Raw genomic sequence first — 20,077 nt, 5'->3', positions numbered from 1 at the left:
CATTATTAAAGACTTTGTTTGAAGTATCCTGGCGGCTATTATCAGGTCGTCACAAGCTTGCCCTATATTAATTAGACTTAATATTGTTAGCATCGCATATGACGCGCTGTAACAACTCATAAGAGTCTTTTGTAAAATTTTCTTTTTGCACTTCCAGCAGTTTTCTTATTAATATATCTAAATTAATTATGGCAAAATGCTCTGTTTGCCCCTCCATTTAACTTTTCAAACGTTCTTCCGGTTATATTTAACCATTTTTCACAATATAAAAACCTTGAGTAATAAACGCAGGGAAATTATTTTCTAGCCTCTATAAAGCTTTTTTCCTTGTAAGAACCTCACATTATTCATACCATCAAAAAACACTGCCCATTTGATAATGGGCAGTGCATTTTATAAAATTATTTAGTTACAATATGGATTGGGTTGCCTAGTAAAACTTCAGCAGCTTCCATTGTAATTTCACCTAAAGTTGGGTGAGCATGGATAGTTAATGCGATATCTTCTGCAGTCATGCCGCCTTCAATAGCAGTTGCCATTTCAGCGATCATATCAGAAGCGCCAACACCAACGATTTGAGCACCGACTAATAAGCCGTCTTCTTTACGTGCTACTAGTTTCACGAAGCCTTCTGTTTCGTTTAATGCTAATGCACGACCGTTTGCAGCGAATGGGAATTTAGCAGCTTTCACTTCTAAACCTTCCGCTTTTGCTTGCTCTTCAGAGTAGCCTACAGTTGCCATTTCTGGATCAGTGAAGCATACTGCTGGAATTGCTAAGTAGTCAACTACTGATGGTTCACCAGCGATTGCTTCTGCAGCAACTTTACCTTCATAAGAAGCTTTATGAGCAAGTTGTGGACCTGCAACGATATCACCGATTGCATAAATGTTCGATACTGAAGTACGACCTTGTTTGTCTACTTCCAATAATCCGCGTTCTGCGAATTTAATACCTACTTCTTCTAAGCCCATTTCATCCGTATTCGGACGACGACCTACAGTTACTAATACGTAATCTGCTTCAACAGTTTTTTCTTCGCCACCTGCTTCATAAGTAACGATAACGCCGTTTTCGTTTTCTTCTACGCCTTTAGCAGATGCGTTTACTACAACTTCAACGCCCTTTTTCTTAAGACCTTTTTTAACGATTTGCGTCATTTGTTTTTCGAAGCCAGCTAAAATATCTTTACCGCCTTCGATAATTGTTACTTGAGAACCTAAGTTAGCATAAGCAGAACCAAGCTCAGTACCGATGTAACCGCCACCGATAACTACTAATTTACCTGGTACTTCAGGGAATGATAACGCACCAGTTGAGCTTACTACACGCTTAGTAAATTTAAATGTTGGGATTTCGATTGGACGGGATCCTGTTGCTAAAATAGCATTTTTGAATGTATAAGTTTGAGCATTATCGCCGTCGATAACACGTACAGTGTTTGCATCCACGAAGTATGCTTCACCTTTTACGATATCTACTTTGTTTCCTTTTAATAAGCCTTCAACGCCGCCAACTAATTTTTTAACAACGCCGTCTTTAAATGCTTGTGCTTTAGACCAGTCTAATTTCACTTCAGATGCAGTAATACCCATATCATCCGAATGTTGGGCATTTTCAAAGCGGTGACCTACAGAAATTAAAGCTTTTGAAGGGATACAACCTACATTTAAACATACCCCACCTAATGCTCCACGTTCAACGATTGTTACTTTTTGACCTGTTTGTGCTGCACGAATTGCTGCTACATAGCCACCAGGGCCAGAACCTACTACAAGAGTATCTAGTTCGATTGGAAAATCTCCTACTACCATTTTTTTACGCCTCCATTAATAATAGTTGCGGCTCACTTAATAAACGTTTTAAATGATTTAAAGCGTTTTGTGCAGTCGCTCCATCGATCATTCGATGATCAAAGCTCAATGATAATGCTAACACATGTGCTGCTACAATTTCACCATTTTTTATTACTGGTTTCTCTGAAATACGACCAATTCCTAAGATCGCTACTTCAGGATGGTTAATTACCGGTGTGAACCATTGTCCACCAGCTGAACCGATATTTGAAATCGACATTGACGCACCCTTCATTTCATGCGGTGCTAGCTTACCATCACGTGCTTTTACAGCCAATTCATTAATTTCCTGTGATAAGCCGAATACAGATTTACGATCAGCATGCTTAAGAACAGGAACTAATAAACCTCTTTCTGTGTCAGCTGCAATACCAATATTATAGTAATGTTTTTGAATAATTTCTTGTGTTGCATCATCCAGTGAACGGTTAAATTCAGGATATTTACGCAAAGTCGAGATTAAAGCTTTCACAACGTACGGTAAAAACGTTAATTTAACACCTTGCTCTGCTGCAATATCTTTGAATTGCTTACGGTGTGCAACAAGTTCTGTTACGTCCACTTCATCCATTAACGTTACGTGCGGAGCCGTATGTTTTGAATGAACCATCGCTTTTGCAATTGCCTTGCGGATACCGCTCATTTTTTCGCGTGTTTCAGGGAATTCCCCTTCAAGTGCAACTGGTGCAGCTTGTTTTGTTGCTGCTTGTTTTTCTTCTGCTTGTGTCTCTTTCACTTCTTCTGTTTCAGAAGCAGACTGTTGACCTCCATTTAGGAAGCTTTCAATATCTTCTTTAAGCACACGGCCATTTTTGCCTGTGCCAGAAACTTGCTGAATCTCGACACCTTTTTCACGAGCATACTTACGTACAGAAGGCATTGCGATAATGCGTTTGCCTGAAGTTTCTGATTCAGATGGTGATGCAGCTTTTTCCGTTTCAGCTGGAGCTTCCGGCTGAGCAGTATCTGCATTTATATCCGATTTAGTTTCTTCCTTTTTCACATCTTGGCCAGCCTCAGCAGTAGACTGTACTTGTGCTTCTGTTTTATTTGATTCATTTGATTCGTGGTGGTCATCACCTTTTAGTTTTAAATCTTCATAGCCTGGTGCATCAAAGCGTATTAAGGCATCCCCGACAATCGCCACCGTTCCTTCTTCTACGAAAATTTCTTCTACTGTACCATCAACTGGTGACGGAATTTCTACGACTGCTTTATCATTTTGAACTTCTGCTAAAATATCGTCTTCTTTTACTTGATCGCCAGGTTTAACGAACCATTTGACGATTTCACCTTCATGAATACCTTCTCCGATATCTGGTAAACGAAACGTAAATGCCATTTATCTCACCCTCAATTCTTAGAATGTTAAGACTTTCTTTGCAGTTTCCATTACATTTTTATACGTCGGTAACCATACACCTTCTGCTTGCGGGAATGAATAGATTGTATCTGGTGCAGCTACACGTAATACCGGCGCTTCCAATGATAGAATCGCACGTTCTGTAATTTCTGCGACAACATTTGCCGCAATACCTGCCTGCTTTTGAGCTTCCTGAACAACAATTGCGCGGCCTGTTTTTTCGACAGATGCAATAATTGTTTCGATATCTAACGGCTGAATTGTACGTAAATCGATTACTTCTACTGAGTAGCCTTCTTTCTCCAACTCTTCTGCCGCTTTTAGACTTTCGTGTACCATTAAGCCGTAAGCAATGATAGAAAGGTCTTTTCCTTCACGCTTCACATCTGCTTTACCCAATTCAATTGTATATGACTCCTCCGGAACTTCTTCACGGAATGAACGGTAAAGTTTTAAATGCTCTAAGAAAATAACCGGATTATCGTCACGAATAGAAGCTATTAGCAATCCTTTTGCATCATACGGTGTTGATGGAACGACTACTTTTAATCCAGGTGATTGAGCCATTAACCCTTCTAATGAATCCGAGTGCATTTCCGGTGTATGAACACCACCGCCAAATGGGGAACGGATTGTTACTGGTGCATTATACGTACCGCCTGAACGGTATTTCATACGTGCCATTTGCCCGCTGATTGAATCCATTACTTCGAATACGAAGCCGAAAAATTGAATTTCAGGTACTGGACGGTATCCAGTTAACGCTAAACCAATTGCTAAACCACCGATTCCTGATTCTGCAAGTGGCGTATCAAATACACGATCAACGCCGAATTCTTTTTGAAGACCTTCTGTTGCGCGGAAAACCCCGCCGTTTACACCAACGTCTTCACCGAATACTAAAACGTTCTCGTCATTTTTTAATTCGCAACGTAATGCATCTGTAATTGCTTGAATCATTGTCATTTGTGCCATGGCTTATTTCGACTCCTTCTCTTTATAAATCGCATACTGTTCTTTTAAGTTTGCCGGCATTTCTCCAGCGTACATATTTTCCATTAATTCCGTAACTTTTTGTTTTGGTGCTTGATCTGCTTGTTTAATCGCATCTTTAATCTCTTCTTTAGCACGTTCGATTACTGCTTCTTCTTTTTGCTCATCCCATAGACCTTTTCCTTCAAGGAATGTGCGGAAGCGTACTAATGGATCTTTCGCAGCCCACTCATTGTCGATATCTGTAGTACGGTAACGTGTCGGGTCATCCCCTGCCATCGTATGAGGCCCATATCGGTAACACATTGTTTCGATTAAAGTCGGCCCTTCACCGCGAACTGCACGGTCACGCGCATCCTTTGTTGCTGCATATACTGCTAATGGGTCCATTCCATCTACCAATATACTTGGAATACCTGCTGCTATACCTTTTTGTGCAATTGTTTTAGCGGCTGTCTGTAATTCACGTGGTGTCGAAATTGCGTATTGGTTGTTTTGTACGATGAAAATCGCCGGAGATTTGAAAGCACCTGCAAAGTTAATACCTTCGTAAAAATCCCCTTGTGATGAACCACCATCACCTGTATAAGTAATCGCAACTGTTTTTGAACCACGTTTTTGTAAACCAAGTGCTACACCGGCTGTTTGGATATATTGTGCACCAATAATAATTTGTGGTGCCAATACATTAACGCCTTCCGGTACTTGGTTACCGATGAAGTGGCCGCGGCTGAATAAAAATGCTTTCCATAATGGTAAACCGTGCATAACGATTTGTGGCACATCACGGTAACCCGGCAAAATCCAGTCTTCTTTTTCCAGCGCATAATGCGAAGCTAACTGAGAAGCTTCCTGACCCGCAGTCGGTGCATAGAAACCTAGGCGTCCTTGACGATTTAACGAAATCGAACGTTGATCTAAAATACGTACATATACCATACGTTCCATCAATTCAACTAATTGCTCGTCTGTTAAGTCCGGCATTGCCGCTTCGTTTACTATTTCACCCTGCTCGTTTAAAATTTGGAACATCTCAAACTTACTTTCAATATCCTGTAACGTTCCAGCTGGGTCCAATTGATTTTTCATTTTTTCTGCCATTGTTTACATCCCCTTTGAACTGTATTAAAAAAAATTCGTTTTTTACTAGTACAACGTTTCTATATCCCGAGTATAAAGAATAAAATTCTATCGGTCAATCATTGTTTATCATCTTAATTAAAGATTTTTCCTCACATTCGTCCAAACTAATACAGTTACATTACCTGTATCACACTTGAATCACCTCTGTACTATAATAGAAAAAACAGCTTATAAATATTGTTATTTAATTTATAACTCCTTATCATTTATTCATTCCCTTATAATGAATTGTTAAATCGGAATTTATGATAATTTTCTTTTCGAGAAGGTTTTTTCTTACTTCGATTCCGGAGAGTCGTGTATACTTACACATATAAGTTTGAACTGAAAGGAAGTTTCACATGATTTTAATGGAACATATTATCCGTGAAGGACACCCTACTTTACGCACCCGCGCGGAGGAAGTAACTTTTCCGTTATCAGCAGAAGATCGAAAGCTCGCAGATGATATGCTGCAATATTTAATTAATAGCCAAAATCCTGAAATTGCTGAAAAATATAATTTACGCGGCGGCATCGGCTTAGCTGCAAACCAGGTAAACAGTTTAAAACGCATGTTTGCACTGCATTTGGAAGATGAAAATGGTGAACTGATCAGCTTTGTGGCGGTTAACCCTAAAATTGTAAGCCATTCCGTTGAACAGACTTATATAACAAGTGGTGAGGGCTGCTTATCTGTAGACCGCGCCATTCCCGGTTATGTCTATCGCTATGCACGTATCACTGTGAAATTTATGACAGTGGACGGAGAAGAAAAGAAAATGCGTTTATCTGGTCTTCCTGCAATCGCATTCCAGCACGAATTAGATCATTTAAACGGAGTTATGTTTTACGATCGTATCGATGAAAAAGACCCGTTTGTCCAATTGGAAAACAGTATTCCATTCGGAAGAGACTGACTTCTGCAGATCCCGTTTACGTTAGTAGCGAAAATGGGGTCTTTTTTTTGACCTGTTACTATAGAAGAAAGTAGCCACAGCTTTTAAAAGTTCTAATAAAATTGCAACTGTTCTAATATCCTTTTAACCTGTCTAATAAAATTAAAATTTTCTAATATACTTGCCAATTGTTCTAAAACGGCTGCTACATATTTTAAAATCCTTTCTCTATTTTCTAATGTCTGCTTCCGATTTTCCAATAAGCATTCACATTGTTCTAATAAAATCACATCCATCTTTCAAAACAAAAAAACGCTGCGAAAAAATCTTCTCACAACGCTTTTTCCAACCTGCTTATATCAATTTCAACTTCTTCATTGCGTCAGCTAAACCGTCATTATCCACATGTCCTGTAATCATTGAAGCTACTTCCTTCGCTCGCTTATGCCCATTTTCCATTGCAACACTATAGCCAAACTCTGAAAGCATCTCAATATCATTTAATCCATCGCCAAATGTAATAACATCCTCTACCGGCACATCAATATGTTCCAGCAATTTTCGAATGCCGTTTGCCTTTGAACCACCGTCTGGCAGCACATCGCATGAGAAAGGATGCCAACGGATAAATTGGACTTGAGGGAATTGCTGTTCATAAATCGGCTGCTCTTTTTCTTCTATAAATACAAGCGTTTGATACACCGGTGTATGCAAATAGTATTGCGGATCAATTTGCGGATATGGATATTGAAGTGTTGCTAAACTGCTTTCCACACTTTCATAATCGCTTTCACTAGCGATCATTTCCTTTTCATTCAGGAAAACTAACGGATGATTTCGCTGTGCACCAAATTCCAGAATTTCCGTTAAAGTTTCATTGTCGATTTGATCTGTATAAACGACTTCACCTTTATAAACGACATATTGCCCGTTAAATGTCACATATGTATCGATTTGCAGTTCTTCCATTATATCTTTTATCATAAATGGTGCTCGTCCAGTTGCAATCGCAATTTCGTGACCATTTTCTCGTGCTTTAAATATAGCATCCTTTGCTGAAGCAGGTAATTTTTTATCTGAATTGTATAGTGTGCCGTCTACATCAAAAAATAATATTTTCTTCAATTTATAACACTCCTTTTATTTTATAGCCCTTTACAAAAATCTGAATATTTAGTATAATGAGTGTGAGGAGTGATGACCTATGTTAAAGCGTCTCAAAAAGAAATGGCGGAAACGATTAAATGGCATCCTCGGAAAAAAATTAATTGCCTAACACTTCATTTACAATGGCACGCCCGATTATAGGACGTGCCATTTTTTTTGATTCGTGAACACGTTGATGTTGACGAAATTTGAATGGCTTTTCTTTATTTTAAAGGAGTCCCGTGATAATATAAAGGAAATGCATTTTTCTACAAGTTAGAAGTGCAGTAATAATGTTCGTACTTAAAGGAGAGTAACTATGATTTACAAAGTCTATTATCAAGAAAACATTTCTGAGATTCCAGTTCGCGAAAACACAAAAACACTTTATTTAGAGGCGTCATCTGAACGTGAAGTACGTCACTATTTAAAAGACCGTAACTACAATATTGAACTTGTTCAACTTCTAGAAGGCAACTATTTAGAATATGAACAAAATAGCCCGAATTTCCGTCTGGAGAACGCTTAACAGTTATGAAATTCGTTAAGAATGATCAAGCGGCTGTATTCGCACTCGGCGGACTGGGCGAAATCGGCAAAAACACATATGCAGTACAATTCCAAGATGAAATCATACTAATAGATGCAGGTATTAAGTTCCCTGAAGACGATTTGCTTGGCATTGACTATGTAATTCCAGACTATACGTATTTAGTTCGAAACGTAGACAAAATCAAAGGCTTATTTATAACACATGGTCACGAAGATCATATCGGTGGTATTCCTTATTTATTACGTCAAGTTAACATTCCTGTATATGGAGGGAAACTTGCACTAGGTCTACTTCGCAACAAATTAGAAGAGCATGGCTTATTACGTACTACAAAACTGATTGAATTTAAAGAAAATGATGTCATTAAATTCCGTAAAACAGCTGTTAGCTTCTTCCGTACAACACATAGTATTCCAGATGCATATGGTATTGTCATCAAGACACCACCGGGTAATATTGTGCATACTGGTGACTTTAAGTTTGACTTTACTCCAGTAGGCGAGCCTGCTAACTTGACGAAAATGGCGGAAATCGGCCGCGATGGCGTTCTTTGTTTACTATCGGATAGTACAAACGCCGAAAAACCTGATTTCACAATGTCTGAGCGTACAGTTGGGAAAAGCATTGACGAAATCTTCCGTAAAGTTGATGGACGTATTATATTTGCAACATTCGCTTCCAATATCCACCGTTTACAACAGGCAACAGATGCAGCTGTAAAATATGGCCGTAAAGTTGCTGTGTTTGGTCGATCAATGGATAATGCGATTACAATCGGCCGTGAATTAGGCTATATTACAGCTCCTAAAGAAACATTTGTCGATATTCAAAGCTTAAACCGCTTACCTGCAAATGAAGTGATGATTTTATGTACTGGTTCTCAAGGTGAACCAATGGCTGCTTTATCACGTATTGCTAACGGTACACACCGTCAAATTCAAATCCAGCCTGGTGATACGGTTGTCTTCTCATCTTCTCCGGTTCCTGGTAACACGATGAGCGTAAACAAAATTATCAACTTATTATTCCGTGCTGGTGCAGAAGTTATCCACGGTGCGTTAAACAATATTCATACATCAGGTCATGGTTCTCAACAAGAACAAAAGCTTATGCTTCGTTTAATGAAACCGAAATTCTTTATGCCGATTCATGGTGAATATCGCATGTTGAAAATTCACACTGAATTAGCTGAGGCTTGTGAAGTTCCATTGGAAAACTCATTCGTTATGGAAAATGGGGATGTTCTTGCATTAAGTGCAAATGAAGCACATGTTGCAGGACGGATTCCTTCAGGCGATGTATATATCGATGGTAATGGCATCGGGGATATCGGTAATATCGTATTACGCGATCGTCGAATTCTATCAGAAGAAGGGTTAGTCATCGTTGTCGTAAGTGTCGATATGGCTAAAAACAAAATTGTTTCTGGGCCGGATATTATTTCTCGCGGCTTTGTGTATATGCGTGAATCGGGCATGATGATTAATGAAGCGCAAAAAATGCTGAACCATCATTTAAACAGCACGATTCAGGAAAAAGATACACAATGGAATGATTTGAAAAATGAAATTACCGATGTATTAGGCCCATATTTATACGAAAAAACGAAACGTCGTCCAATGATTTTACCGATCATTATGGAAGTATAAAACGGCACTAGTCCTCAATATAAAGAATCCATCATTTTGCCTTCGCAAGATGATGGATTTTTTTATGTTTGCATTTAATTTCTTCAACAACAGTCTAACTTACTTCTGAATGACCTTCTTTACAAACCGGTTAATATCGACATCTGCGCCGATAATGAGCAGGACATCCCCTACTTGAATGCGTTCTGTTGCATTTGGGGAAATCATAATTTCCTCTCCGCGCGTAATGCCGACGATATTCAAGCCGTATTTTGCACGTACATCGAGTTCAATGAGCGACTGGCCGGCAATACTTTCGTTTGCCTTAACTTCCATGATGGAATGTTCACCCGAAATCTCCAAGTAGTCAAGAACACTATTTGACATCATGTTATTGGCGATCCGGATTCCCATATCACGTTCAGGATGCACAACAAAGTCCGCACCGATTTTCAGCAATACTTTTTCATGGTAGTCGTTTTGCGCCTTCACTGTAATTTGCGGAACGCCGAGCTCTTTTAAAATAAGCGTCGTTAAAATACTCGACTGGATATCTTCTCCAATGGCTACAATGACATGTTCGAAATTCCATAAACCGAGTGATTTGATCGTTTCCTCTTCTGTCGTATCTGCTACTACAGCCTGTGTGGCAATCCGGGCATATTCATCGACACGTTCACTATCTGTATCAATGGCCATTACATTGGCTCCCTGTTTAACGAGTTCACGTACAATACTTCCTCCAAAACGACCAAGACCTATTACTACGAATTCTTTTTTCATACTATTCTCCTCCGAACATCCAGTTGCCACTAGTTTAACGCATACATTCAGTTATTGTCATCAAATTATGCGTTCTATTTTCTGTTGCAATAATTTCAATGCAAAATAGCCCGCCTTAAAAAAGCGCAATTGCTGCTGCTGATCAAATATATAGAATGCAGGTACAAATTTGTTTCCAAACCTGTCGCTTATTTTTAGTTCATTATCCAGATAAACAGGGTATATTATATCCAGTTGCCTTATTTTTTCTTTTACAAGGGTTTCCGAATAGTCCTCTTTCTCTCTGGGCATATGGATTGCGTGAACAGTTAACCGATCCCCAAATATACGTTCCAGTTCCTTCAAGTTCTTTATAGACTGGGCACATTCCGAACAGCTCATTGACCAAAAATACACCAATGTTGCTTTAGCACTTTCCTCGTAAGTATTTTTCCGATTTAATATTCTTGTCGCGCCACTTAACGATGGCATTAATGTGCGAATCCTCAATTATACTCACCTCGTTGTAACATATGTATTGACGGTTTTATCGGTACCACAAAAATTATCCCTTACGTATTTCCATACATATTTGGCTTAGACCCTTGAAAATACAGCGATATTATGTATAATTATTAATGCTTTCGTAAACTTAAAGTAATGTAAAAGTAAACTTCCTTACTCAAGGTTTATCAACAGTAAACTATTTGAGAACTAAAATAAAGGGTGTGACTATATGCAAATTGGTTCAAAAATTAAAGCCTTGCGCATAAAAAAGGGGTTAACCCAGGAAGAGCTCGGAGAACGTACCGATTTATCGAAGGGCTATATTTCTCAACTTGAGCGAGACTTAAATTCCCCTTCCATTGAAACATTGTTTAACTTACTGGAAGTTCTCGGGTGTACACCGCGAGACTTTTTTGATGATACGCAAGAAAATGAAAAAATTGTTTTCACAAAAGATGATCAAACATGCTTCATTGATCAGGATAAAAAATATGAAATTGAATGGCTTATTCCTACTTCTAACGAGAAAGAAATGGAGCCTGTTTTCATTACATTGCAAAAAGATGCAGAATTTAAAGCATTTGAGCCGTCACTGGCAGAGACCTTCATCTATGTGCAAAATGGACGGATTCGAGTCGTTTTGGGCAATGATGAATACATAGCAAGTGAAGGTGATGCCGTATATTACGAAGCATCTTCCAACCATCAAATTTTCAATGCGCACAGTGGCATAACAAAATTGCTCCTTGTCGCGACACAATCATATTTATAAATTAGGAGGATGCAAAATGGATAACACAATTATTCGCTTTGAAAATGTCACAAAATCATATGATGACGGAACAGTGGTATTAAAAAATATTAACTTTGAATTGGAACGAGGCAAGTTCTACACATTACTCGGACCATCAGGGTGCGGAAAGACGACAATTTTACGTATTATCGCTGGGTTTACCGAAGCTTCTACGGGGGATGTTTTCTTCAACGGGAAAAGAATTAATGATGTACCTGCAAATGAACGCCAAGTAAACACAGTATTTCAGGATTATGCGCTCTTTCCTCACTTGAATGTTTTTGAAAATGTAGCATTCGGCTTACGTATCAAAAAAGTGAAAGAAGCAGAAGTGAAGGAACGTGTGCAGGAAGCACTGAAGTTTGTTAACTTGGCAGGCTACGGCAGCCGCGAAATTTCAGAAATGTCTGGTGGTCAGCGTCAGCGTGTTGCGATTGCCCGTGCGATTGTAAATGATCCGGATGTAATTTTACTCGATGAGCCTTTATCTGCACTTGATTTAAAATTACGTACAGAAATGCAGTATGAGCTTCGCGAACTGCAGCAGCGTCTTGGTAAAACATTTATATTTGTTACGCATGACCAGGAAGAAGCGCTTGCGATGAGTGATGAAATATTTGTTCTTTCTCAAGGTGAAATTAAACAATCCGGTACACCTGTTGATATTTATGATGAGCCAATCAACCGTTTTGTTGCGGACTTTATCGGTGAATCCAATATTGTGGACGGCATCATGATTGAAGATTACCGTGTTAAATTTGCCGGAAAAGAGTTTGAATGTGTCGATGCAGGGATGAAGCCGAATGAAAAAATCGATATTGTCATTCGTCCTGAAGACTTGGAAATAACAACACCTGAAAACGGCAAGCTGATCGTAACAGTAGATACACAGTTGTTCCGTGGCGTGCACTACGAATTATCGACATATGATAAAGACGGCAATGAATGGCTTGTCCATTCATTGAAAAAAGCGGAAGTTGGAGCGGAAATTGGGCTGGACTTTGATCCGGAAGCAATTCACGTAATGCGTTTAAACGAAACGGAAGAAGATTTTGATAAACGTCTGGAAGCGTATGGGGATGAAGAACATGAATAAAACAGCTAAAGGACCGTTAATCCCCTACGTATTTTGGATAATTTTATTCGTTATCGCACCAATTGCGTTAATCGTCTATTATTCTGTTCTTGATTTGAACGGGAACTTTACATTGGCCAACTATGCGAAGTTCTTTACACCGGTTTATTTGAAAATGACATTGAGCAGTTTCTGGTATGCGTTTTTAATAACATTATTCACATTATTATTTGCCTACCCTACTGCCTACTTACTGACAAAAACGAAGCATAAACAGCTATGGCTTATGCTGATTATTATCCCTTCTTGGATTAACCTGCTGTTAAAAACATACGCATTTATCGGCATTTTCGGTTTATACGGTCCGATCAATGCACTGATCGAAGTGTTTGGTTTTGATCCAAAGCAAATTTTATTTACAGACTTTAGTTTCGTATTTGTATCGGTCTATATTTTCATTCCGTTTATGATTATTCCGATTTTCAATTCATTGGACAAAATGAATCCTTCACTTATTTATGCTTCACGTGATTTAGGGGCAAATGCATGGACAACTTTCCGCCGTGTCATTTTCCCGCTGACAATCGACGGCGTAAAATCAGGTATTCAAGTAACGTTCATTCCGGCACTGTCACTGTTTATGATTACACGTTTAATCGCCGGAAACCAGGTCATTACTTTAGGGACGGCGATCGAGCAACAATTCCTCGTTTCCCAAAACTGGGGTATGGGTTCGACAATTGCCGTGTTCTTAATTTTATTCATGGTGCTCACAATGCTGTTCACGAAACAAAAATCTAAAGGAGGACGTGTCTGATGAAAAAGTTGTCCGCTATGTCGAAAGTATATTTACTTTTCGTATTCGCGATCCTTTACGCACCCATATTTTATTTAATTTTCTACTCCTTTAATAGTGGCGGCAGCATGAATAATTTCGAATCATTCACACTTGAGCACTATGCGGCTGTATTTGATGATTCACGACTAATTATTATTTTGCTGAATACAGTACTCGTTGCCCTTTTATCAGGTTTAATTGCAACGATTATCGGAACGCTCGGAGCAGTCGGTATTGTATCATTGAAAGACAAAAAGATGCGCAATACATTGCTTTCGTTAAATAATGTTTTGATTGTTTCACCTGACGTTGTCATCGGTGCAAGCTTCTTAATTTTATTTACGATGATCGGTGTAAAACTAGGATTCGCTTCTGTACTTGTATCGCATATTGCGTTCAGTGTACCAATCGTTGTACTCATGGTTTTACCTAAATTGCTTGAAATGAACACTTCCCTAATTGATGCTGCACGAGACTTAGGTGCAACGAAACGCGATGTCTTAACACGTGTTATTTTACCGTATATTTCACCAGGGATTTTTGCCGGATTCTTTATGGCGTTGACTTATTCTCTAGATGATTTCGCGGTTACATTTTTCGTAACAGGAAATGGCTTCAGTACATTATCTGTAGAAATTTACTCAATGGCCCGTGCCGGCATTTCGTTAACAATCAATGCCATTTCCGGGTTAGTATTTGCTGTAACGGTATTAATAGTAATCGGTTACTACTTTATTAACAAACGTTCAAAATCAGTAGCAACGGGGGGACAACGATGAGAGAATTAGTACAAGCAACGGCTGCCATTGTCATTGTATGTGCCCTACTGTTTTTTACAGTTGACCGTATGCAATCAGCTGGTTCTGCAGGAAGTAAAGATACTTTAACGGTTTATAACTGGGGGGAATATATCGACCCGGAATTAATCGATAAGTTTGAAGAAGAAACAGGAATTAAAGTAACATATGAAACATTTGATTCAAATGAAGCGATGTTGACGAAAGTACAGCAAGGCGGTTCTGCCTATGATATTGCGGTCCCTTCTGAATATACAATAGAATCGATGAAGGAAGATGACCTGCTCATTCCGATTGATCACGGTTTAGTGCCCAATTTGAAAAATATTAATGCAGACTTTATGGATCTGCCGTTCGATCCGGGCAATGAATACTCCATTCCTTATTTCTGGGGAACAGTTGGAGTTGTCTATAATCCGAATTTAATCGAAGACCATTTAACATTCGAAACTTGGGAAGACTTATGGGATCCTTCATTAAAACGAAAAGTATTTCTAGTTGATGGTTCACGTGAAGTAATTGGGATGGGACTGAACTCAATCGGCGAATCGCTTAATGTGAAAGATGAAGATTTATTGCGTGAAGCGACAGATCACTTAATTGAGCTTTCACCAAATATTAAAGCGATTATCGGCGATGAGATTACTCCGCTTATGATAAACAATGAAGCATCTGTAGCATTAACATTCTCCGGTCAGGCCGCAGATATGATGTGGGAAAATGAAGAATTGGAGTTTGCCGTACCGCAAGAAGGCTCCAACTTATGGTTTGATAATATGGTCATTCCAAAAACTTCACAAAATATTGAAGGTGCCCATAAATTTATCAACTTTATGCTTGATCCTGAAAATGCTGCGCAAAACGCGGACTATGTCGGCTATTCAACACCGAATGAAGCAGCATGGGAACTCATGGACGAGGAAGTTATTAACGACGAACGTTTCTATCCGTCACATGACCAACGTGAAACATTGGAAGTTTATGAAAACCTTGGCCTTGAATGGTTAGGTAAATATAACGAATACTTCCTTGAATTTAAGATGAGTTTGAGATAGAACAAAAGCGTGACCAAAATTTTTGGTCACGCTTTTTTATAGCTTATGTATGATTCGCTTATCGATTTGGTTGTTTCGTTCATCCCACATTGTATGAATTTCAAATGTCCCTGGCTCAAAGAATAAATCGAAGCGCACTTGAATGTCTTCCTGCATCGGGTAATTCCTGGCTTCGCTTATTTTTACCCACTCCAGCTCCCCTTCATTGCAGGAGCCTAAAACTTCGCCCGTAAAATGATCCGTCCAATAGTTATAAATAATAAAATGATCGTGCAGTTCCGGATTTGTATAATGGGAGATTCCTTTAAATACTAAAGACTGTACATCCAGTCCTGTCTCTTCTTTTACTTCCCGGATTGCCCCTTCAGCAAAGCCTTCAGGAAAGTCCACTTTACCACCTGGTGGAATATAGCCTTTAAAATGATCATGCTGGCGGTTGAGCAATAACACACGATCCTCTTTTTGTATCATTACAACAGTCCAAAATTTATAATTCATCCATACCTCCCCTTTCACATGCCGCTAATTCCAGACATGATATATGGTATTACTGATTTAATATAGGTTTCCGGTTCAACTTTTTCACCGCTTCTTTTCCACTCCACAGAAGCTCCGTATATCCCCCAGCTCAACATGAGTGCTGTAAGCTTTAATGCTTGCATATCTTCATTGGCACGCTGTTTAAGGAGCATTTGATAAAAAATAATTTCAAGCTGTTCCCTGATAATTCGAGCAATCGTATCTTCATACCCCCGATGGCAGCGAGTAGATAGTGACATTTGGAAACCTGTAATAGCCTTGAAAATGCTGCATACCACTTCTTCATTTAGTTCACTGTTTTTGTACGTCTCACAGTCTAAATTAACTAATAATACTTCCGATAATGATTTATCCAAAAGATCGTAAATATCTTCAAAATGATAATAGAAAGTGGCACGGTTAATCATCGCCTCAACTGTAATATCCTTCACCGTTATATCCTTAAATTCCTTCTGACTTGAAAGTTCTATAAAAGCATCCATTATTAGTTTACGTGTACGACGTATTCTAGGATCTACTTTTACTTCCTTCATTATTATCCCTCCTATTTTTTATACAGATTTTCGAATGTGTTGAATATACAACATATCGCCCGAACTATCGGTACTCAATATATTTTACATATTTTACAATTCAATTATAGAACAAAGATATCACTTAAGGGAGGAATTGACATTGAAAAATAATAATATGGTTTGTGATTTAGTAACTGGGGTTTGTGGTGTGGCTGAGGAAAATGAATTGGAACTAATTGATTTTAACAAACAGGAAAAATCAGTGGACCTTTATTATGTAACAGATCCTATTTGTTCGCATTGCTGGGCAATTGAACCTGTAATTGGACGTTTTGTAAAACAGTATGGAAAGCATTTCAACTTCCATACAGTAATGGGGGGCTTGCTGGAAAAATGGCATGATGGACCTATTGATCCTGCAAACGGAATATATAAGCCAGCTGACGTTGCAGGGCATTGGCGTGAAGTAGGGCAGTATTCAAGAATGCCGATTGATGGATCTTTAATGGTAGACAATCCTGTTCAATCATCCTATCCGCCATCTCATGTTTTTAAAATACTTCAAAAAAATTATAACGAGAAAATCGCATCTGAATATTTGCGTCGTGCAAGAGAAGCACTTTTTGTATTTAACGAGAATATTTCTGAAAGGTCCGTTTTAGTGGAGCTTGTCAATCAGGTTGGCCTTGATGGCGAAATAATTGTAAGTGAAGCAGAGCAACCGATCGGACAACAGTTATTAAATGAAGATTTTGATCTTGTTAAAACACTCGGTGTTAGAGGATTCCCAACGATCATCATAGTGAATAAGGAAAATAAAGGAGTCAAAATTGTTGGTGGTCAGCCATTACAGGCGTATATTGACGGATTAAAACAAGTTATTAATACAGAAGAACTTCGTCCAGCAGAACAGCCATCCTTACCAGCGTTTCTGGAAACTGAAAAACTGATATTTTCTAAAGAAATTGAAGTGATGTACGATTTAGATAAATCGGATGTTCATTCTTTTATTGAACAGCAGCTTTCCGCAGATCAATACGAGTTAAAAGAAATTCTTGGCGAAACTTATTTAGTTGCAGCGAATAAATAAATTAATTCGGAATAATGAACCCCCTGCATAAATGAATTATGTGCAGGGGGTTTACTCGTAATCACAAAATGGGAATTATATTCGGTATAATAAATGCAATTTCAAAAATTTTAGAGTATGATATTCATTATAAATATATATTTCTATTATCGAATTATCTAAAAGGAAGGCTGGCATTATATGACAGAAAAATCCAATAAGTTAGCGCTTTATTTATTAATGTTTAATATGTTCATTACAATGGGCGGTATCGGGATTATTGTTCCTGTTATGCCTTCCTATTTACAAGTATTTGGTGTCGGTGGGCAGGTGCTGGGCTTCTTAGTTGCAGGCTTCGCACTCGCACAGTTCTTATTTTCTCCGATTGCAGGAGACTTATCGGACCGTCACGGACGAAAAATGTTTATTATTTGCGGGCTAATTGTCTATGGTTCTGCACAAATATTATTCGGTCTCGCTTCGGAAGTATGGATATTGTTTTTAGCGAGATTTTTAAGCGGAACAGGTGCGGCATTTATTATGGCTCCGATAATGGCATTTGTAGCTGATATTACGACATATGAAGAACGTGGAAAAGGGATGGGCATGATCGGTGCTGCGATGTCTTTAGGCTTTATGGTCGGTCCGGGTATCGGCGGATTTCTAGCTGAAGTCAACCTGACGTTTCCTTTCTATTTAGCGGGGGTTGTAGCATATATTGCAGCCATTTTATCTGCCATTTACTTACCTAATATAAAAAATGTTCGTGAGGTTATCGCACCAAGGGAAAAATTAGCAAGGCAATTGGCCAAGTCCGTGAAGACATCTTATTTTGTCTTTTTAATCATCGTCTTTACATTCAGTTTTGGTATTTCCAATTTCCAAGCAACTTTAACACTTTATTTAGACCATAAATTCGGTTATTCTCCATCAGAAATCGCCATAATTTTAACAGTCGGAGGGTTTGCGGGTGTAGTGCTGCAAATGTTTGTCGTGAACAAATTGTTTAAACGCTTCGGGGAAATGAAGGTTATTTTAGTCAACTTATTGTTGGCCGCCGCAATGATGCTGCTCGTTATTTACATTAGTGGCTTCTTCATCATTTTAGTTGTCGCTACACTGTTCTCGATTGCCACAACATTTATACGTCCTGCAGTAAATACACTCATTTCTAAGCTTGCTGGTAATGAACAAGGCTTTGCTGCCGGTATGAACAATGCTTATATGAGTCTTGGCAATATGTTCGGTCCAGCACTTGCCGGTGTACTATTTGACTGGAATCCTGATTCGCCATACATTTTAGGTACTTGTGTACTTGTCGGCTGTTTCATGCTTGCCTATTCATGGACAGTCAAAAAAGCACCCCATTTAATGAAAGCTGCTTCTTAAAAATCAAAAAGGGCTATCCAAAATTAAATTGGATAGCCCTTTTCATATGTTAAACAAGTTGGCGGATAAATTGTTCGACGAAGCGGCAATTAAGAGGAATGAGCGACTCATCCGGTGCCATTTTTGCATGGTGGAGGCCGTAGTTGGAATTGGCTCCTGTCCAGAACATAGCGCCTGGCAAGTCCTTAATGAAATAGCCAAAGTCTTCCCCTGTCATTGCAGCAGGACATTCATAAGCGGTAGTCCCGTCAAACTGTTCAGCAAACTCCAGCAGCGCATTGGCACAATTCGCATTATTATTTACCTCATAATACATCGAGCCGTAATCGATAGCGATAGTGCATTCAAATGCGGCTTCAATGCCCTTGCAAATTGCTTCAATACGTCGTTTTACCTCTGCCATCGCCTGTGCATTCAACGTCCGAATGGTTCCTTCAAGACGCGCATTTTCCGCGATGACATTTTGAACCGTACCGGAAGTCATTTTCCCGATTGTAATGACTGCACTATCCAATGGATCAACATTCCGGCTAATAATTGTTTGCAGCTGCATAACTAAATTGGCTGCTGCAATAGTCATATCTCTCGTTTTATGTGGATAGGCTGCATGTCCGCCAATCCCTTTCAAGTCAATAAACAGCTCGGAAGTATTGGCGAACAGCAGTCCTGGTCTCGTTGCGATCGTACCTACCGGATATTCCGGGGCAATATGCAATGCATAAATTTCATCTGCAACAAGATGCGGCTGTTCTTCTTTTAGCCATTCCAGCATCGGCTCTGCTCCACCCGGACCTTCTTCGGCTGGCTGAAAGTAGACAACGACATTGTGAACAGGCGGCTGTTTTGAAAACGTCTCGACAAGGCCAAGCGCAATGGCCATATGACAATCATGACCACATGCATGCATAAATCCGTCAACTTCCGATTCAAACGGGAGTCCCGTCTCTTCTTGTACAGGAAGCGCATCTATATCTGCACGCCAACCGATCAGCTTTGACGGATTCGTGCCTTTTATCAATACAACAATACCTGTTTTCCAAGTCGTTATTTGCAAATGCTGCTGATCTAGATTTGATATGAATTGGAGTAAATAGCTTTGTGTTTTAAATTCATTAAAGCCTACTTCAGGAATTTTATGTAGGTCTCGTCTTACTTCAATAAGATGCCTCATGTCGTT

Annotated in this window: 20 protein-coding genes; 10 read left to right on the top strand and 10 right to left on the bottom strand. The window is 39.1% G+C overall.

Annotation, left to right across the window (positions count from 1 at the left end; genetic code table 11):
- Positions 1 to 401: 401 nt before the first annotated feature.
- From lpdA to pdhA, 4 genes are read right to left on the bottom strand one after another with little or no spacing between them, the layout of a single operon-like run.
- Positions 402 to 1,814, bottom strand: coding sequence for a dihydrolipoyl dehydrogenase (lpdA, locus tag MHB58_RS04305; RefSeq protein WP_008403464.1), 1,413 nt, complete (start codon positions 1,812 to 1,814; stop codon positions 402 to 404).
- A 4-nt stretch (positions 1,815 to 1,818) separates the two neighbouring features.
- On the bottom strand, positions 1,819 to 3,198 hold the full coding sequence (locus MHB58_RS04300; RefSeq protein ID WP_340734758.1) for a dihydrolipoamide acetyltransferase family protein: 1,380 nt from the start codon (positions 3,196 to 3,198) through the stop codon (positions 1,819 to 1,821).
- 18 nt (positions 3,199 to 3,216) lie between these two features.
- Positions 3,217 to 4,194 carry an alpha-ketoacid dehydrogenase subunit beta gene (locus MHB58_RS04295; protein WP_008403467.1) on the bottom strand — a complete coding sequence of 326 codons (978 nt, stop codon included), beginning with the start codon at positions 4,192 to 4,194 and terminating at the stop codon, positions 3,217 to 3,219.
- Positions 4,195 to 4,197: 3 nt separating this feature from the next.
- A complete protein-coding gene (gene pdhA / locus MHB58_RS04290) occupies positions 4,198 to 5,313 on the bottom strand; it encodes a pyruvate dehydrogenase (acetyl-transferring) E1 component subunit alpha (protein ID WP_008403469.1) in 1,116 nt (371 codons plus the stop codon).
- A gap of 383 nt (positions 5,314 to 5,696) precedes the next feature.
- On the opposite strand from pdhA, the gene def reads away from it, so the two are divergent.
- Positions 5,697 to 6,254: a peptide deformylase gene (gene def / locus MHB58_RS04285; RefSeq protein WP_008403471.1), complete on the top strand. Its 558-nt coding sequence runs from the start codon at positions 5,697 to 5,699 to the stop codon at positions 6,252 to 6,254.
- Between the two features lie 333 nt (positions 6,255 to 6,587).
- Here def and MHB58_RS04280 read toward each other — a convergent pair whose 3' ends face one another.
- A complete protein-coding gene (locus MHB58_RS04280; protein ID WP_340734757.1) occupies positions 6,588 to 7,358 on the bottom strand; it encodes a Cof-type HAD-IIB family hydrolase in 771 nt (256 codons plus the stop codon).
- 340 nt (positions 7,359 to 7,698) lie between these two features.
- Here MHB58_RS04280 and MHB58_RS04275 point away from each other — a divergent pair, with 340 nt between their 5' ends.
- Both MHB58_RS04275 and rnjA read left to right on the top strand, forming a co-directional pair.
- Positions 7,699 to 7,908, top strand: a complete 210-nt coding sequence (locus MHB58_RS04275; RefSeq protein WP_008403475.1) for a DNA-dependent RNA polymerase subunit epsilon — start codon at positions 7,699 to 7,701, stop codon at positions 7,906 to 7,908.
- Positions 7,909 to 7,913: 5 nt separating this feature from the next.
- Entirely contained in the window at positions 7,914 to 9,581 is a 1,668-nt protein-coding gene (gene rnjA / locus MHB58_RS04270) for a ribonuclease J1 (RefSeq protein ID WP_008403476.1), read from the top strand.
- 99 nt (positions 9,582 to 9,680) lie between these two features.
- On the opposite strand, the gene MHB58_RS04265 is transcribed toward rnjA, so the two are convergent.
- Together MHB58_RS04265 and MHB58_RS04260 are read right to left on the bottom strand one after the other, a co-directional pair.
- Entirely contained in the window at positions 9,681 to 10,343 is a 663-nt protein-coding gene (locus MHB58_RS04265) for a potassium channel family protein (protein ID WP_008403478.1), read from the bottom strand.
- A gap of 60 nt (positions 10,344 to 10,403) precedes the next feature.
- Entirely contained in the window at positions 10,404 to 10,832 is a 429-nt protein-coding gene (locus MHB58_RS04260) for a TlpA family protein disulfide reductase (protein WP_339263919.1), read from the bottom strand.
- 226 nt (positions 10,833 to 11,058) lie between these two features.
- On the opposite strand from MHB58_RS04260, the gene MHB58_RS04255 reads away from it, so the two are divergent.
- Genes MHB58_RS04255 through MHB58_RS04235 form a run of 5 tightly spaced genes read left to right on the top strand, consistent with a single transcriptional unit; the run spans position 11,059 to position 15,387 of the window.
- Positions 11,059 to 11,601 (top strand): helix-turn-helix domain-containing protein, encoded by a 543-nt coding sequence (locus MHB58_RS04255; protein ID WP_008403480.1) that lies wholly within the window; start codon positions 11,059 to 11,061, stop codon positions 11,599 to 11,601.
- Positions 11,602 to 11,617: 16 nt separating this feature from the next.
- Entirely contained in the window at positions 11,618 to 12,718 is a 1,101-nt protein-coding gene (locus MHB58_RS04250) for an ABC transporter ATP-binding protein (protein ID WP_014824569.1), read from the top strand.
- The gene (locus tag MHB58_RS04245) at positions 12,711 to 13,514 is read left to right on the top strand and encodes an ABC transporter permease (RefSeq protein ID WP_014824570.1); all 804 of its coding nucleotides are present in this window, start codon (positions 12,711 to 12,713) and stop codon (positions 13,512 to 13,514) included. Before MHB58_RS04250 ends, MHB58_RS04245 begins: the two co-directional genes overlap by 8 nt.
- Entirely contained in the window at positions 13,514 to 14,314 is an 801-nt protein-coding gene (locus MHB58_RS04240) for an ABC transporter permease (RefSeq protein WP_014824571.1), read from the top strand. The genes MHB58_RS04245 and MHB58_RS04240 overlap by 1 nt, the downstream gene beginning before the upstream one ends.
- A complete protein-coding gene (locus MHB58_RS04235) occupies positions 14,311 to 15,387 on the top strand; it encodes an ABC transporter substrate-binding protein (protein WP_014824572.1) in 1,077 nt (358 codons plus the stop codon). Before MHB58_RS04240 ends, MHB58_RS04235 begins: the two co-directional genes overlap by 4 nt.
- Positions 15,388 to 15,423: 36 nt before the next feature.
- Here the strand turns inward: MHB58_RS04235 and MHB58_RS04230 are convergent, their stop codons facing one another.
- Both MHB58_RS04230 and MHB58_RS04225 read right to left on the bottom strand, forming a co-directional pair.
- Positions 15,424 to 15,885 carry an 8-oxo-dGTP diphosphatase gene (locus MHB58_RS04230; protein WP_008403489.1) on the bottom strand — a complete coding sequence of 154 codons (462 nt, stop codon included), beginning with the start codon at positions 15,883 to 15,885 and terminating at the stop codon, positions 15,424 to 15,426.
- 14 nt (positions 15,886 to 15,899) lie between these two features.
- The gene (locus MHB58_RS04225) at positions 15,900 to 16,460 is read right to left on the bottom strand and encodes a TetR/AcrR family transcriptional regulator (RefSeq protein ID WP_014824573.1); all 561 of its coding nucleotides are present in this window, start codon (positions 16,458 to 16,460) and stop codon (positions 15,900 to 15,902) included.
- Positions 16,461 to 16,602: 142 nt separating this feature from the next.
- On the opposite strand from MHB58_RS04225, the gene MHB58_RS04220 reads away from it, so the two are divergent.
- Positions 16,603 to 17,532, top strand: a complete 930-nt coding sequence (locus MHB58_RS04220; RefSeq protein WP_014824574.1) for a DsbA family protein — start codon at positions 16,603 to 16,605, stop codon at positions 17,530 to 17,532.
- 180 nt (positions 17,533 to 17,712) lie between these two features.
- Positions 17,713 to 18,900, top strand: coding sequence for an MFS transporter (locus MHB58_RS04215; RefSeq protein WP_008403494.1), 1,188 nt, complete (start codon positions 17,713 to 17,715; stop codon positions 18,898 to 18,900).
- 49 nt (positions 18,901 to 18,949) lie between these two features.
- Here the strand turns inward: MHB58_RS04215 and MHB58_RS04210 are convergent, their stop codons facing one another.
- Positions 18,950 to 20,071 carry an N-acetyldiaminopimelate deacetylase gene (locus MHB58_RS04210; RefSeq protein WP_014824575.1) on the bottom strand — a complete coding sequence of 374 codons (1,122 nt, stop codon included), beginning with the start codon at positions 20,069 to 20,071 and terminating at the stop codon, positions 18,950 to 18,952.
- Between the last annotated feature and the right edge of the window lie 6 nt (positions 20,072 to 20,077).

Origin of the sequence: Solibacillus sp. FSL K6-1554 (assembly GCF_038005185.1) — a bacterium.
Taxonomy (GTDB): Bacteria; Bacillota; Bacilli; order Bacillales_A; family Planococcaceae; genus Solibacillus; species Solibacillus silvestris.
The sequence above is the reverse complement of the archived record's forward strand: the minus strand, read 5'-3'. Positions and strand labels throughout refer to the sequence as shown.

What these genes read in the sequence shown, in the direction of transcription:
- lpdA (WP_008403464.1), bottom strand. Translation starts at nt 1,814, where the DNA reads ATGGTAGTAGGAGATTTTCCAATCGAACTAGATACTCTTGTAGTAGGT.
- MHB58_RS04230 (WP_008403489.1), bottom strand. Translation starts at nt 15,885, where the DNA reads ATGAATTATAAATTTTGGACTGTTGTAATGATACAAAAAGAGGATCGT.
- MHB58_RS04240 (WP_014824571.1), top strand. Translation starts at nt 13,514, where the DNA reads ATGAAAAAGTTGTCCGCTATGTCGAAAGTATATTTACTTTTCGTATTC.
- MHB58_RS04235 (WP_014824572.1), top strand. Translation starts at nt 14,311, where the DNA reads ATGAGAGAATTAGTACAAGCAACGGCTGCCATTGTCATTGTATGTGCC.
- MHB58_RS04255 (WP_008403480.1), top strand. Translation starts at nt 11,059, where the DNA reads ATGCAAATTGGTTCAAAAATTAAAGCCTTGCGCATAAAAAAGGGGTTA.
- MHB58_RS04295 (WP_008403467.1), bottom strand. Translation starts at nt 4,194, where the DNA reads ATGGCACAAATGACAATGATTCAAGCAATTACAGATGCATTACGTTGC.
- MHB58_RS04300 (WP_340734758.1), bottom strand. Translation starts at nt 3,198, where the DNA reads ATGGCATTTACGTTTCGTTTACCAGATATCGGAGAAGGTATTCATGAA.
- MHB58_RS04275 (WP_008403475.1), top strand. Translation starts at nt 7,699, where the DNA reads ATGATTTACAAAGTCTATTATCAAGAAAACATTTCTGAGATTCCAGTT.
- MHB58_RS04250 (WP_014824569.1), top strand. Translation starts at nt 11,618, where the DNA reads ATGGATAACACAATTATTCGCTTTGAAAATGTCACAAAATCATATGAT.
- MHB58_RS04265 (WP_008403478.1), bottom strand. Translation starts at nt 10,343, where the DNA reads ATGAAAAAAGAATTCGTAGTAATAGGTCTTGGTCGTTTTGGAGGAAGT.
- rnjA (WP_008403476.1), top strand. Translation starts at nt 7,914, where the DNA reads ATGAAATTCGTTAAGAATGATCAAGCGGCTGTATTCGCACTCGGCGGA.
- pdhA (WP_008403469.1), bottom strand. Translation starts at nt 5,313, where the DNA reads ATGGCAGAAAAAATGAAAAATCAATTGGACCCAGCTGGAACGTTACAG.
- def (WP_008403471.1), top strand. Translation starts at nt 5,697, where the DNA reads ATGATTTTAATGGAACATATTATCCGTGAAGGACACCCTACTTTACGC.
- MHB58_RS04210 (WP_014824575.1), bottom strand. Translation starts at nt 20,071, where the DNA reads ATGAGGCATCTTATTGAAGTAAGACGAGACCTACATAAAATTCCTGAA.
- MHB58_RS04215 (WP_008403494.1), top strand. Translation starts at nt 17,713, where the DNA reads ATGACAGAAAAATCCAATAAGTTAGCGCTTTATTTATTAATGTTTAAT.
- MHB58_RS04225 (WP_014824573.1), bottom strand. Translation starts at nt 16,460, where the DNA reads ATGAAGGAAGTAAAAGTAGATCCTAGAATACGTCGTACACGTAAACTA.
- MHB58_RS04245 (WP_014824570.1), top strand. Translation starts at nt 12,711, where the DNA reads ATGAATAAAACAGCTAAAGGACCGTTAATCCCCTACGTATTTTGGATA.